The 14,090-nt window shown below is 68.2% G+C and carries 10 protein-coding genes; 8 read left to right on the plus strand and 2 right to left on the minus strand.

Annotated elements, in window-relative coordinates; all coding sequences use genetic code 11:
* Window positions 1-215 precede the first annotated feature (215 nt).
* The 7 genes from ABFY07_RS14855 to ABFY07_RS14885 all read left to right on the plus strand — a co-directional run bounded on the left by ABFY07_RS14855 (window position 216) and on the right by ABFY07_RS14885 (window position 8,520).
* Window positions 216-485 (plus strand): hypothetical protein, encoded by a 270-nt coding sequence (locus ABFY07_RS14855; protein WP_346174957.1) that lies wholly within the window; start codon window positions 216-218, stop codon window positions 483-485.
* On the plus strand, window positions 482-1,015 hold the full coding sequence (locus tag ABFY07_RS14860) for a DUF6879 family protein (protein WP_346174958.1): 534 nt from the start codon (window positions 482-484) through the stop codon (window positions 1,013-1,015). Before ABFY07_RS14855 ends, ABFY07_RS14860 begins: the two co-directional genes overlap by 4 nt.
* Window positions 1,016-1,891: 876 nt before the next feature.
* Complete coding sequence (locus ABFY07_RS14865; RefSeq protein ID WP_346174959.1) at window positions 1,892-2,083, plus strand: hypothetical protein; 192 nt, start codon at window positions 1,892-1,894, stop codon at window positions 2,081-2,083.
* Window positions 2,084-2,331: 248 nt separating this feature from the next.
* Window positions 2,332-3,585, plus strand: coding sequence for an N-6 DNA methylase (locus ABFY07_RS14870; RefSeq protein ID WP_346174960.1), 1,254 nt, complete (start codon window positions 2,332-2,334; stop codon window positions 3,583-3,585).
* Window positions 3,585-4,883 (plus strand): restriction endonuclease subunit S domain-containing protein, encoded by a 1,299-nt coding sequence (locus tag ABFY07_RS14875; RefSeq protein ID WP_346174961.1) that lies wholly within the window; start codon window positions 3,585-3,587, stop codon window positions 4,881-4,883. The genes ABFY07_RS14870 and ABFY07_RS14875 overlap by 1 nt, the downstream gene beginning before the upstream one ends.
* Before the next feature lie 450 nt (window positions 4,884-5,333).
* The gene (locus ABFY07_RS14880; RefSeq protein ID WP_346174962.1) at window positions 5,334-6,767 is read left to right on the plus strand and encodes an ATP-binding protein; all 1,434 of its coding nucleotides are present in this window, start codon (window positions 5,334-5,336) and stop codon (window positions 6,765-6,767) included.
* 76 nt (window positions 6,768-6,843) lie between these two features.
* Window positions 6,844-8,520 (plus strand): SWIM zinc finger family protein, encoded by a 1,677-nt coding sequence (locus ABFY07_RS14885; RefSeq protein ID WP_346174963.1) that lies wholly within the window; start codon window positions 6,844-6,846, stop codon window positions 8,518-8,520.
* 153 nt (window positions 8,521-8,673) lie between these two features.
* Here the strand turns inward: ABFY07_RS14885 and ABFY07_RS14890 are convergent, their stop codons facing one another.
* Complete coding sequence (locus ABFY07_RS14890) at window positions 8,674-10,824, minus strand: DEAD/DEAH box helicase (RefSeq protein ID WP_346174964.1); 2,151 nt, start codon at window positions 10,822-10,824, stop codon at window positions 8,674-8,676.
* Window positions 10,821-12,158 carry a BREX system ATP-binding protein BrxD gene (brxD, locus tag ABFY07_RS14895; protein WP_346174965.1) on the minus strand — a complete coding sequence of 446 codons (1,338 nt, stop codon included), beginning with the start codon at window positions 12,156-12,158 and terminating at the stop codon, window positions 10,821-10,823. The genes ABFY07_RS14890 and brxD overlap by 4 nt, the downstream gene beginning before the upstream one ends.
* Window positions 12,159-12,280: 122 nt before the next feature.
* Here brxD and ABFY07_RS14900 point away from each other — a divergent pair, with 122 nt between their 5' ends.
* Entirely contained in the window at window positions 12,281-14,089 is a 1,809-nt protein-coding gene (locus ABFY07_RS14900; protein WP_346174966.1) for a GmrSD restriction endonuclease domain-containing protein, read from the plus strand.
* Window position 14,090 lies beyond the last annotated feature (1 nt).

The following is a 14,090-nucleotide window of genomic DNA, read 5'->3' on the forward strand; positions in this document are numbered from 1 at the left end:
GGCCGACGGCACGTGCTGGCCCTGCTGCGGACGCGTGAGGCGGTTGCCAGGTGGCCGAGGTGCGGTGCCGCGGAGGAGGCGGGCCGGGCCGCAGCACCTTCGGGACGACGGCGACGCGCTCCTTCAGTCATGGCCTGCGCAACGCACTCACCTTTGCGTACATCCCTGGCTACACTGTGCATCCGGCAGCTCGACCGCGTCGACCGGAGGCATACATGGCCCGTGCCTGGGAGGCTGACCCATCCGCGTTATTCGAGCGTCGGCTGGGGAGATCGGCCGAAGAGCTGGGCAACTCCGACGGCAATGACGAGTGCCCGGACCTCTGGCAGCTCGACAATGGCGATGTCGCTGTGATCGGCAGGGATCTGACAGCCGCCTACCGCGCCCGACTGCCGCACGGCGTGAACCTCGCTCCGGACGAACGGCTGGTCGTCATCCCAGGGAACATGCTCAGCGCGGCCAAGAAGGACATCCCCGATGCTTGATCTCCTCGCCCCTGCCCCTCGTGCCCGAGCAGGGCGAACGACTCACCCGGACCGCCTACAAGCAGGATTTCCGGGAACGGGAGGACGCGGTCCGCAACGGGAGTTCCTGGAAGCTGGAGCGTCGGCAACTCTTCGAGGAGCAGGGCAGCCCGAGTCGGGACGCCCTGCGCCGGGGCGACTGGGACGAGGCGCTGCGCCTACTCGCCGACCGGCGCGACACCCTTGCCGCGGCCGCTGAGGAGGAGGCGCGCAGGGGTTATGCCTTTCACCGTGTGCGGGTGGTCGAGCAGCCGCTGACACCGTATGTGCAGTGGGAACTCCACTCCCAGCGGCAGCGCGCACAGTACGGCCAACGGATCAGGATCGTCCCCGCCGAACAGGTGGCCCCTTCGGAGAGCACCCACCCGCTCCCCGAAGTGGTCGTCCTCGGCGGCCGCCCCCTCTTCCAGGTCCTGTACACCGAGACAGGAGCCGCGAACGGCGCGATCCGCTACACCGACCCTGATCTTGTGACGCGCTGGGAGAACTAGATCAAGGCGCTCTACGCGGTGGGTGAAGACGTGATCTCCTACTTCGACCGTGAGGTGGCGCCCCTGGTCCCCCCACGTCGAGCCCAGGAAGGGAGTAGGCCGATCACAGCGCCAGGCGGAGGGGACGAGCACTCCGGCAGCACCCATTCCGAGCTGTCGGGGTCCTCACGGGACGTCGTCCAGGCGAGGAATGTCCATGGAGGCATCCACTTCCACACGCAGGGCGGCCCGGATCGGGGCGGCTCCTCCAGCCCCACTCCACGCCAGTTACCGGCCGACGTACGCGGATTCGTCAACCGCACCGATGAACTCGGCGAGCTGAACGCCGTTCTCACCAGCGAGGACGGCGGTCCGCTCGTCGTCTGCGTATACGTGATAGCCGGCACCGCCGGCGCCGGCCGAAAATGCCACGCGGCCTCTCGGCGTGACGCCGGAGAGTCGGCATAGCAGCCGAAGGGCCCCTTAAGAGACGGCATCCCGCCGGACCAGAGCGGTGATTCCGCCCAGGCGTGACGGCCGGGGCCGCCCTTGACGCCGCCGACTCAAGCGAGTACGTCGACAGATGACGGCATCGTCGAGGTGTCCTGGACGCAGTACCTGCGCAGAGCGCCGACTGATCTGGGTCAGGGCTTTTCGCCTACCCGATCGGATCGTGAGTCGCAGGCCCGGACACACCGCCTCACCGACTCGCTGTCTTGAATCCCAAACAACGTGCACTCGATGAAAGTGCTGGAACTCCGGGCGCGTTCCCACGGAAATCCCAAACGGCGTGCACCCCGCAGCGCGTGGCCTACGTCTTCTACTGTCCTTCCTGAAGCCCGGGATCACCGGCTCGCTCGTCCACTGGGAGATCCCCCGACCTCAGGAAGGAAACCCGTGCAGCTGAGGCTGATGTACGTGATCATCGCGGTCCTCGCGGCGCTTGTCGCCGCTCTGGCCGGCAGCGTCGTGACCGTCGTCGAGGGAGGGCGTCCCACGGCGGCCTTCAAGGCCGGAGCATTGACCTTCGCCGGCTCCCTGACGCTCCTTATCGTGGTCATGGGCGCCCTGGGTGTGGTGGGCTCGTGAGTGACGTGGGTGCCCTTGGAGGACACGTGCAGGCCGAGAGTCCCTCCTCTCTCGACGAAGTGCTCGCGAAGGTGCGCCGACACCGCACGCATCTCTCGCGACTGATGAACACCCATGATGCGACTCGCCTCGTCCTCGGGCTGCTGTACCTGAGCCGGACCGCGCACGCCACTCCCGGCACCGGCGTACCGACATGGTCGTGGTTGCTGGGTCAGCCGGCAGGGCGCGGTTCGGGTATCCGCGCGGCCGTGAGCAAGTGTCTGAGCCACTGGCTTCCCGCGGCCGACGAACAGAGCGCGGACGTGGACACGAGGAGCCTGATGCCCGTTCCGCCCCCTGGTTCCGAAGGACCACTGCACGCTCTCGTCCAGGCCATCGGCTCCATCCAGCGGGTCGGGCCCCTGCTCGACCACTGCCTCCGTGATCTCTCGGCGGGCCAGGCAGACGGCAGCCACTACTTCACACCGGGTGACATGGCGCGTCTGATGGTCGGTGCGGCCGTCCCCCGCGACGGGCACAGGGTGCTGGACCCGGTCTGCGGTTCAGGGGGGCTGCTCGTCGAGAGTCACCGCTATGTCCGCGAACGCGTCGAGCTGAACCCGGCCATGTCCTTGCATGGAAAGGAACAGCACGCCCACACCTCGCAGGTGGCCCGCATGAACTTCGCCGTGCGGGGGATCACGGCTCACGTCTTCCCGCCCGGGGACAGCCTGGCGGAGCCCGAACCCGAGCCCTACGACATCATCCTGGCCAACCTTCCCTTCAACCAGCGCGACTGGGCGCCGGAGGACAAGACGGATCAGGGCTCCCGCTGGTCGGGCCGCCCGGTCCCTGTCGATCCCCGGTGGCCGGAAGGACCGCCATCCCGAGGGTCCGGCAACTCCGCGTGGATTCAGCACATCGCGCACGCGCTGGCTCCAGCCGGACGGGCTGTCTTCCTGATGGCCGACAGCGTGGCCACCAGCAGACAGCCCGTCCCCCGAAGGCTCCGCGAACGCCTCCTTCGCGACGATCTCGTCGAGTGCGTGATCGCTCTGCCACCTCGCGTGTTCGGTCACGCCAAAGCCCCCGCCTGTCTGTGGGTGCTCAACAGGGACAAGAGCGCGCGCCCCGGTTGGGGTGCCCTGGACCGTCGCCGGCAGGTGCTGTTCGTCAACGCGCGGCGAGCCTTCGAACCGGTCCCGGATTCGAGAGCACGGAGGCTGGGCGACAAGAACACGGCATCGATCCTGGCCACCCTGGCGGCCTGGCGTGGCCTCTCCGAGAACGGTGCTGCGGTCGCGCCGTACCACGACGCGGCCGGCTGGTCCCGAAGCTGCTCCACCGAGGAGATCGCCGATCGCGAGTACAGCCTGATGCCGACCTCGTACGCTGTGGAGCCTCCCAGGCCCGAGCGGGACACACGGAGCCGGGTCGAGCAGCTCAAGCTCGAACTGGCCGATCAGTTCGAGCAGATGCGCGACCTGGAACTCCGACTGCTGGACGTCTTGGAGGAGATCTGATGGAAGCCAATGCCGACCAGGTCGCCTCGGGTAAAACGGCTTGGCAGACGACCTCCGTCAAAATCGAGCGGTTCCGCGGGCGCATCTCCACCACTTCCGGTTTCCTCGACGACGCGGCCGCCGAACAGACCGCAGGAGTCGTCAGCTCGACGTTCGTCCAGAACGGCAGGATCCTCTCGCCCAGGGCCAAGGAGGGTCGGCCGGGCAATTCCGCGCCCAGCAGGGCAACCCTCAAGGAGGGCGACCTGGCCGTCGTACTCGTCCGGCGGGTGGGCGATTCCGCACTGGTCACTGCCGAGCACGCGGGATGTACAGCAACCAGGTCGATCGGCATCATCCGAGCTGAGCCGCACATAGCGCGGTGGCTGCGTATCTGGCTACAGACACCCACGGCGAAGGCTCATATCGACGAGGACGTGACGGCACATGTCGAGCCCACCATCAGCCTCGGCACCCTCGACCGCATGCTGTTTCCGCTGCCTCCGCCAGACGTCGTCACCACATACCACCGGGCCTTCGGCCTCATCGAGGGGATGACCGCCCTCTATCAGGAGACCGCCCGCAAGGCGGTGGAACTGGCCGACGCTCTCCATGACGACTGGGCGTCGGCGCTTCCGCCGTGGGAGACACGACCGCTTGCGAAGGTCGCCACACCAAAGACGGGCAAAGGTTCCGAACGCTCGCTTCCCCCGTTGCCCACAGAACCCACCACCGAGGTAACCGATGTAATCGCCCCCAGAGATCTCTACGACCTCCCTGTGCCCCACGTCCACACGTTCCGTCTGAGTAGGCCGGCGGGCGGCGGCGACGCACATCCGCCCGGCACCCTGATGCTGAGTACTCGCTCCGACGGCGCACACATCGCTGTGCCGAGCCGACCAGCAACACCTCTCAGAGGCGTCGTGGCCGTACGACCTCATGAGGACGAGGACGGTTGGTGGCTGCTCCACGAACTCAGGAGCAGGAGCAGCGACATCACGCGGCTGGCGCAGGGCCAGAACGGCAGGGAAATCTCCGCCCGCGCCCTCAAGCGCCTGGAGGTCACCTGGCCGGACCGGTTCACGCGCACCGACTTCCACACGATGGCCGATCCCCTGCACGCCTTGGCGCGACTCCTTGTCGCCAAGATCGCGACGCTGCACACCCTGCGGGACGCGCTCCTGCGCGACATCTCCGCGAAGGCCGGCGTCCTCAGGGAACCGACAACCGAGCCGGAAGAGCAGGGCACCTTTGCTCCTCGTCCCACTGCGGGCCCCGCACCACGGGGTATGACCGGCGAGGATCGGCCTGATCCGTGAACTTCGGCAGGAAGACGGCGGGGATATCCAGTGGTGGGACGCTGTTGTGCCCTCTTGCGGTATTTTGGTCAGATCATCGCGTTTCATTGGCGAATGCGGCGGCGATTCGTGACATGGCGGTGAGTGCGGCGGGCGGCGAAGAACCCCGTACATCGCGGGCGAAGCGACCCATTGGTGGGCGGGGAACTGGTGATCCAAAGGGTCGTCCCGGTGAATCGAGCGAGCGCGTAGCCGATCGGTGCTTCGACCGCTGCGTACGGGAGCCGCCCCTCGCGGCTCCCCTGCCCGCCCTGGCGTTTCTCGATTTCAGGGGCAGGGTGCCTGTCGGACCCCCGACCGATGCTGGAGTCGCCTGCGGCGCCCGAAGACGCGAGCTAGCATCTAAGTAAGATTCAATCTACGTAAGATCGAATCTATGTTTGATACCGGTCGGTCGGAGGTACGGCAGGGATGGACTTCAAGGGCAGGGCTACTGACCTCGATCTCCTGACCAGGCAACTTGGCGTTGTGACCGGGGGCGCGGGAGCCACCCGGGGCCAGGCTGTGATCATGACGGGGCGGCGTCGGGTGGGGAAGTCTCGGCTGGTCCAGGAGTTCTGCGACCGGTCCGGCGTTCCGTACGTGGTCTTCCAGGCGACCCGGGGCCGTAACGCCGTCGCCGAGCGGGCGGACTTCTCCGCGGCGCTCGCGCAGTCCGCGCTGCCCGGGGCGGAACTGGTGGCCGGGCTGCACGCCGCGGACTGGAACCAGGCGCTGCGGTCCCTGGCCGTCGCGGTTCCGGACGATGCCCCGAGCGTCGCGGTGATCGACGAAGTGCCGTGGCTGGTGGAGCAGGACCAGGAATTCGAAGGGGCGCTCCAGACGGTCTGGGACCGTCACCTGTCCGCCAAGCCGGTGCTGCTGATCCTGGTGGGCAGCGACATGTCGGTGATGGAGGCGCTGCAGTCGTACGGCCGTCCGTTCTTCGGCCGGGCCGCGAAGATGACCGTACGTCCGCTGCACCTGGCCGATGTGCAGGCCATGACCTCTCTGGGCGCGGCGGACGCGGTGGACGCGCTCCTGATCACGGGGGGCTTCCCCGAGATCGTCCAGTCGTGGCGACCGGGAATGGGCCGTACGGACTTTCTGCGCGAGGCCGTGGCCAACCCTCTGTCGCCGCTCCTGGTGGCAGGCGAACTCTCACTCCTGGGCGAGTTCCCCGAAGCCTCGCATTCGCGAGCGGTGCTGGAGGCGGTCGGCAGCGGCGAGCGGACTTTCTCCACCATCGCCGCGCAGGCCGGAGGCGCGGGTGCCCTGCCCTCCGGGACCCTGTCGCCCTTGCTGCACACCCTGCAGGCCAAGCGCATCCTGGCCACCGACCTGCCGCTCTCCGTCAAGGCCGAAACCAAGAACAAGCGCTACCGGATCGCCGACCCGTACCTTCGTTTCTGGCTGGCCTTCCTGCAGCGGGGAATCCCGCTCATCGAACGCGGCCGCGGCGATCTGGCCCTGGAGCGCATCGAGCGGTCCTGGACCACGTGGCGAGGACGTGCGGTCGAGCCGGTCATCCGCGAGTCGCTGCTGCGCCTGCTCCCTGATGGCAGATGGCCCCACACGGAAGCGGTCGGCGGCTGGTGGAACCGGCAGAACAACCCCGAGATCGACCTGATCGGTGCCGACCGCGAACCGGTCGCGGGGGCGGTCCACTTCATCGGCTCCATCAAGTGGCTGGAGTCTCATCCGTTCGGCCGCCGCGAGTACGACGCCCTGGCCCGGGACATGCTCGCGGTACCCGGCGCCGAACCGGACACCCCGCTCGTCGCTGTCTCACGCTGCGGCACCGAGGACAACCTGCCGCTCGCGGCGCACTGGGGCCCGGAGGACCTGGTCCGCGCGTGGCAGTAACCGGGGGAGCGGTGGGCAGGCGACCCAGAGGGCGGATGCCGGGGTCGGCAGACGGCACGAGAGCAGAAGGAAGGCCATGAAAGGGTTCAGCGAGTCGACTCTGCGGACGTTGGCCGGCCCCCGTTCCTACCAGCGCGGGCTCGGCTACCTGGACGCGGTGTCCGGAGTCGAGGTCGGTGACGGCTGGGTTACCGCGAGTGTCCACGGCACGGAGCGGTACGAGGTGGAGTTGGCGCTGGACGGGCCTGGCGGGCTTTCCGGTGAGTGTGACTGCCCGTACGGCATGGAGGGCAACTTCTGCAAGCATCTGGTCGCCCTCGGTCTGACCGTGCTCGCCCAACGGGAGAGCCTTCCGCGGCAGCGGAAGGCGGCCCGGGACCGTGCGCAGAACCTTGACGGGTGGCTGGCCGGCCTGACCAAGGACGAGTTGCTCGCTCTGGTGCGGGAACAAGTCGGCGAGGACCGGCAGTTACGGCGCCGTCTGGAGCTTCGGGCCGCGAGCGCTCGCGGCGACCTCGCCGGGGTCCGGGCCCGTATCCGCGATCTGCTGGACATCTCACCGTTCGCGCAGTACGGGTACGTCGAGTATGCCGATGCCCGCGCCTATGCCGACCAGGCCGGGCAGGCGGTGTCCGCGATCGGCGCTCTCACCGGATCCGGCCGGGCCGAGGACGCGGTCACCTTGGCGCGCGAGGCGATGAGGCTGCTGGCCGACGCGGTGGAGAGCGTCGACGACTCGGACGGATGGCTTGGGGAGGTCGGTGCGGACCTTGCCCAGGTCCACCTGGAAGCGTGCCGTGCGGCACGCCCCGGGCCGGAGGAGCTCGCGCGCTGGCTGGTCGGCCATGCGCTGGGCAACTGTGATGACGGCCTTACGGACATCGATCCGCTCGACTACGAGGACCTCCTCGGCGAAGAGGGGATGGCCGTCCTACGGAAGCTGGTGGTCGAGGCGTGGCGGGGCAACCGCCGCGGCTGGGCGGAGAAGTACCTCATGGAGCGTCTGGCCAAGGCGGGCGGCGACGTCGAGGCGGTGATCGCCGTGCATGCGGCCGACCTCTCACCGAACGGACACACGCACCTGGTCATCGCCCACGAGCTGGACACCGCGCGGCGCCCCGACGAGGCCCTGCGCTGGGCGGAACGCGGCATCCACGACGCCCGCGACCTCGCCGCCGTCGACACTGCCCTCGTCGACTACCTCTGCGACCGCTACGCGCAGGCGGACCGGCTCCCCGACGCCGTGGCCCTGCGCCGCGACCACTTCGGCGCCCGCCGCACCCTGCTCACGTACCAGCAACTGCGAGCCGCCGCCCGAGCCGCGGACTGCTGGGCGGCCGAGCGTGAGGCGGCGCTGGCCCTCCTGCGTGCCGACGCGGAGCAGCAACAGCACTCTCGGCACGGCGGATCGGCCCTGATCGCCGCCCTGCTCGACGACAAGGACACCGACGCCGCCTGGGAGGCCGCCACCGAGACCGGCGCCGACGACCAACAGTGGCTCACGCTCGCCGACCAGGCCCGCCCCACCCGCCCCGCCGACGCGCTTCGTGTCTATCTGCGCCTGATCGAACCGCTCACGGAGCAGACAGGCAACGCGGTCTACGAGCAGTTGACCAGCCTGCTGCTGAGCATCCGCGACTGCCACCGCCGCCTGGGCACCCAGAACGAGTTCACCACGTACCTCACCGCCCTCCGCGCCGACCAGAAGCGCAAACGCAACCTGATGCGACTCCTCGACCAGCACGGTCTGTGAAGCACGCCCGGTCCCCGAAAGCCGCGCCCGTACGACCGGAACCGGATCCGGTGGTGGGGCAGCCGCCGCGTGGCGTGGACCCCCTGCTCGCGCCATCTCCTGGCATGGAGGACCGAGCCGCTTCCTGCGACGGCTGAGGCCGCAACTGGAGTATTAGCTCGGGGGCGACTGACGCGTCGTGAACCTGCTGGGTTCGCGAAGCGACGCGGCCGCTCCTTCGAGATCGGCCAGCCGGGAGGCGAGCGTCGCTTCCGCCAGGCGCTGTGGCAGAGTCGCGCTGAACTTCAGTCCGGCCAGGGCACGTGGGTCCACAGCGGGAAGACACAGATGCTCCGCGCCCTCCGCAACGGCCTTCTTCCACTCCTGCGGGGTGATGTCCTCACGCAGCCGCACATACGCGTCCGTGGGCCGCTGGAAAGGGTCGGCAACGGACGTGAGCGTGGCAGCAAGGGTGGCATTGGCCCGATAGCCGGCCCAAGTCCACCAGCGCACGTTCGTATCACGCCCGCCCCGGACGATCACCGTGCCACCTGGGTGGACCACCTCCGCGCTTCCTTCACGGGACTGAGCGAGGGCACCCTCGGCGCGCCGGGTCAGTGTGACCGGCGGTGTCGCGCCGAGCAGCACTTCTCGCGCTGCTCGCATCAGCTCGTACGAGGCGGCTCGGAGGAGGCCGGCCCCGCCCCAGCGAGCCCTTCCGCCACCGTCTACCGGCTCGACGAAACAGCGGCGCCGCGACCAGTCGATGTAGGTGACCTGCCAACTTCGCCCGGCAAGCAGTAGGCGCCGCGGTCCGACGACCTCGTCGGTGAGCAATGCCGGGTCGGTGGTGCCGATCTGGGTACGGCCGGAGAGCACGGTGAACTCGGGTGCCGCGGTGAACACCGCGGTGAGGTCCATGAAGTGCCGAAAGCCAAAACGCCGTTCCGCCTCAGGACCGATGAACATCAGCCCACCATCCAGATCCAGATAGCCTTCGTCGATCAGATGGCGCACGATCGGCTCCGCCGAAGCGCCGAACGGTCCGAGGCCATGCCACCACTCCCGCCACAAGCGTTCGCCGACCCGGTGTTCCTGAAGGCAGAGGGCGAGGATCTGCTGGGCCGCGATGTGACGGGGCTCCGGCGGAGCGACGACCGGCTCCACCCAGCCGCGAGACCACAGCAGGAGGAGGGCGGCCGCCGACAGCAGGCCTGCTTCGTCCACCGCCAGGAAGAGGCAGTTGCGCTGTGAGCCGGGTCGGCGCCCGGTGCGGCCGAGACGCTGCAGGAACGAGGCGACCGTGGCGGGGGCATCGATCTGGATGACCCGATCCAAGTCACCGACATCGATACCCAGCTCCAGCGTGCTGGTGGAGACGATGACGCAGTCACGGGCCTCGGCGAAGGCTTCTTCCGCCCGGCGTCGCTCGTCGACGGACAGCGAGGCGTGCGAAAGAAAGGTGGTTACCCCTTTCGCGCGCAGCGCCTCGCCGAGCTTCTCGACGTACCCGCGTGACTCGCAGAAGACCAGGCGCTTCTCTCCCCGGTGCAGAGCGGCGATCACCGTCGCGGCATTGGCCAGGGAACCCACATAGTCGAGCTCTATGTCCCCGGGAGGAGGCAGAGCCGGAGCCTGCTCCCTCAGATGCGGAGCGACGACCCGCGCCGTGCGTTTGCCCGCCCCCGAGCCCTGCAGCCACGTCAGCAGCTCCTGTGGGTTCCCCACCGTCGCGGAGAGCCCGACCCGCTGGACCGGCCGACCGGCCACACGCTCCAACCGCTCCAACACCGCCAGCAGATGCCAGCCCCGATCGTCACCGGCGAAAGCGTGAACCTCGTCGACCACGATGGTGCGCAGCCCCGAGAAGAACGCCCGGTGGTCCACGTTCGCGCTGACCAGCATGGCTTCCAGGGATTCCGGAGTGGTCAGCAGCACATCCGGCCGCTCGCGCAGGATGCGCTTGCGGCGGGTCTGGGGGACGTCGCCGTGCCAGAGCGCGGCGGTGCGTCCCAGCCACGATGTGTAGGTCTCAAGGCGGGGCAGCAGATTGTTCAGCAGTGCCTTGAGGGGACAGACGTAGAGCACAGAGGTGCCGGTCCAGTTCTCCTCGGCCATCCGCGACAGCACGGGGAAGCACGCCGCCTCTGTCTTCCCGCCGGCGGTGGGCGCGAGCAGGATGGCGTCCGAACCGTCCATCAGCGGTGCGATCGCTTCCTGCTGGAGGGGCCGCAAGCCGGGCCAGCCCAGCGAGTTCACGATGTGATGGACCAGGCCCCGGTGCAGTCGGTCCAACGGATCGGACAACTCTGACGACTCGGTCATGGAAGGTCCAGCGCGATGTCATCGGCGGTCGCTGCTGCCGCCGCGTTGCGTTCGACCTCGCTCAGCTCCGCCGCGTTCACGGTGAGCGCGTAATGCGCCCGCGGGTCGAAGTCCTCGAACTGATCGATACGGTCCAGAACGTCGCCGACGAGTTTCTTCAGGAACAGCCGGGGTGCGACCCCCACCTTTCCACCGAGCGCTCCACCCACGGCCTTCGCGAGATCGGCGATGTACGTTTCGTCCGCGACGCTCTTGACGCGGTCGGGGTTCGAAGAGCCGCCGGCGTACAGATCGCGGATGGTCAGCCCCAGGCCGATGAGCGAGTCGAGGGTGAAGCCGGAGAGCCGCAGCTGCACCGCGCGCGGATTGTCGAAACGGGGATCTGTGGTGAAGTCCGTGGCCAGCCGTTGGGCCAGGGGAGCAAGCCGCTGAACGCCCTGCTGGCCGTCAAAGAAAGCAGGCGTCCCGGTGATCAACAGATACAGGCCGGGGAAGCGCCCGGAATGCACCTCGTCAATGAGCTGGCGCAGCGCGTTCAGGGCCTTGTCACGTGCGTCGGAGCGAACCCGCTGCAGTGTCTCGACCTCGTCCAGTACGACGAAGAGCCCCGCGTGCCCGGAGTCCCGCAGCACGGTCAGCAGGCCCTGGAGAAAACCAAGGGCGCCGAAGTGGTCCAGATCACCGCGCACTCCGGCGGCCTTGCGGGCTGCGGCGGCCACGTGTGGCTGCCCGCCGAGCCAGGCCATGACCGCGGACGCGGTGACCTCGTCGCCGGCCGCGAGGGCGGCCCGGTATCCCCGTAGGGCCATGGCGAACGACGGAGCGTGTCGCGAGACCTCGGCAAGCCGGGCCGTCATCAGCCGTTCGACCTCGTCGGGCAGCTCCTCCTCAGAGGCTCCGGCGGCGAGGGCGTCCTCTTCCAAGGCGTAGGACCACGCGTCCACCACAGGGCGCAGTGCGCTCGGCGGAAATCCAGGAGTGGTCAGCCGCTCGGTGAGCCGACGGTAGACGGTCTCCAGTTTGTGCAGCGGTGTCTCGTTCTCGGAGATCTGGATCTCCGCGACCGCGAAACGACGTCGCTTGGCGCGTTCGCCCAGCCACCGGGTGAAGAACGTCTTGCCGGAACCGTACTCGCCGCGAACCGCCTTGAAGACGGACGCTCCCGACGCGACGGCGTCGAGTTCCGCGGCGAGGGCCTGCTCGAACCGATCGAGGCCCGTTGCCAGAAGGTCGAGCCCGCTTTCGGGCACGGCTCCCCGTCGAAGGGCGTCGATCACATCACGGCGCCGGGCCGCACTGACGGGGGCGGTTCGGTCGGGGCTGTCTGTACTCACCCCGCCAGTCTCGCACCGCGACGGGCGCCTCTGACCGCTCCGCTACGGCACTTGACGCACGAGTGGCTACTTGGTGCAATCGTCTGTTCACCGTTCAGCTTCAATACGGGAGAAGACCCAGCGTGGCGCTCGACGGCCTCAATCTAGGCAATGTTCTCAAAGACGTCGCATCCGGAGATCTGCAGCTACCCGATTTCCAACGTGAATGGGTATGGGATGACGAACGCATCAGGGCCCTGGTCGCCACGGTGACGCTCGACTATCCGCTCGGCGTCGTGATGGCGCTGCAGACCGGCGGCGCCCCCAAGTTCAAGCCTCGCACGCTCAGCGGCGCGGAGAGCGCGGAAGGCACCGTCCCCGAGTTACTGCTCCTCGACGGGCAGCAGCGTATGACCTCCCTCTTCCAGGCGCTGTACCGGGACGCTCCGGTGGAGACGGTCGACGGGCGCGACAAGCCGCTCAAGCGCTGGTACTACATCGACATCGCCAAGGCCATCGGGGCGCCCGCGGATCGTGACGACGCAATCGTCTCCGTCCCCGAGGACCGGATTCTCAGGGCTGACTTCGCCCGCAGGGTCGTGCTCGACCTGAGCACGACCGAGCGGGAGTGTGCGGCCGGCTTCTTCCCGCTCCACATCGCGTTCGACCCGCATCGTGTGAATCAGTGGCTCCAGGAGTTCGTGAAGGTCGATCCGGCGAACTGGGGTGTCTGGAGCGAGTTCCAGCAGCACGTCCTCAACCATGTGCAGCAGTTCCAGGTGCCGATGATCAAGCTCCCGGCGTCCACCACCATGGACGCCGTGTGCGCCGTGTTCGAGCGGGTGAACACCGGTGGCGTGTCGCTCAACGTCTTCGAACTGCTGACGGCCACGTACGCGGGCAACCAGGAGCACATGGCGGAGCACGGTGACTACTACCGCCTTCCGGTCGAATGGGAGCAGATCAAGAAGGACCTGACCGCCTCCTACCCGGTGTTCGGCCGTATGGAGGCCGGTGTCGAGGACGGCCTGAGCAGCAGCGACTTCCTGCAGGCAGTCGCCCTGGTCCGCACCTGGGAGGAGAAGGAGGCCAGGCTCCGCAGCTCGGTGTCCTGCAAGCGCCGTGATCTGCTGGGCCTGCCGCTGGCGGACTTCCGGCGCCTGGCACCGCGGGTGGCGGAAGCGTTCAAATGGGTGGGCGCCTTCCTGGAGCAGCAGTGCATCGTGCGTGGAGCTGACCTCCCGTACCGCACCCAGCTCGTGCCGCTGGCCGCTGTCCGGGCCATCCTCGGCGAGGCGATGGACACTCCCGGTGCGGGCGAGCGGATCGCTCAGTGGTACTGGTGCGGTGTGCTCGGTGAGATGTACGGCGGATCGACCGAGAGCCGGTTCACCCGCGACGTGGAACAGCTCATCGGCTGGATCGTGGACCCAGGGGAGACCACCCCCGACACGGTCACCGAAGCGGTCTTCCTGGACGACCGGCTGGACAGCCTGACCACGCGCAACAGCGCGGCCTACAAGGGGATCTACGCGCTGCTGGTCAAGCAGGGCGCGGTGGACTGGTACTTCACCGAGGCACCCCTCACCGCCGGCCGACTGATCGAGCACAACGTGGACGTACGGCAGATCTTCCCCAAGGGGTGGATTGCCAAGAATGCCCCCAGCAGTGCCGCGAGGGCGAACTCGATCGTCAACAAGACGCCGTTGTCGTATCGGGCGAGCCGGAGCCTCGTGGGGTCTCCCGCTGTGTACCTCAAGTCGCTCACGTTGGAGTCGGGGATGCGTCCCGAGTGGTTCGACGATGTCCTCGCCACCCATCTCGTCGATCCGGCGGCGCTGCATGAAGCGGACTTCGAGCGCTTCTACGAGAACCGCGCCCGGCAGCTCCTCGACCTCGTGAAGACCGCCATGGGCAAGCGCACCGTCTTCCGTGACACGGCGGGTTGGTGAG

The organism is Streptomyces sparsogenes subsp. cuspidosporus, from assembly GCF_039532705.1.
Classification (GTDB): Bacteria; Actinomycetota; Actinomycetes; order Streptomycetales; family Streptomycetaceae; genus Streptomyces; species Streptomyces sparsogenes.

What these genes read in the sequence shown, in the direction of transcription:
- ABFY07_RS14855 (WP_346174957.1), top strand. Translation starts at nt 216, where the DNA reads ATGGCCCGTGCCTGGGAGGCTGACCCATCCGCGTTATTCGAGCGTCGG.
- ABFY07_RS14875 (WP_346174961.1), top strand. Translation starts at nt 3,585, where the DNA reads ATGGAAGCCAATGCCGACCAGGTCGCCTCGGGTAAAACGGCTTGGCAG.
- ABFY07_RS14880 (WP_346174962.1), top strand. Translation starts at nt 5,334, where the DNA reads ATGGACTTCAAGGGCAGGGCTACTGACCTCGATCTCCTGACCAGGCAA.
- ABFY07_RS14885 (WP_346174963.1), top strand. Translation starts at nt 6,844, where the DNA reads ATGAAAGGGTTCAGCGAGTCGACTCTGCGGACGTTGGCCGGCCCCCGT.
- ABFY07_RS14890 (WP_346174964.1), bottom strand. Translation starts at nt 10,824, where the DNA reads ATGACCGAGTCGTCAGAGTTGTCCGATCCGTTGGACCGACTGCACCGG.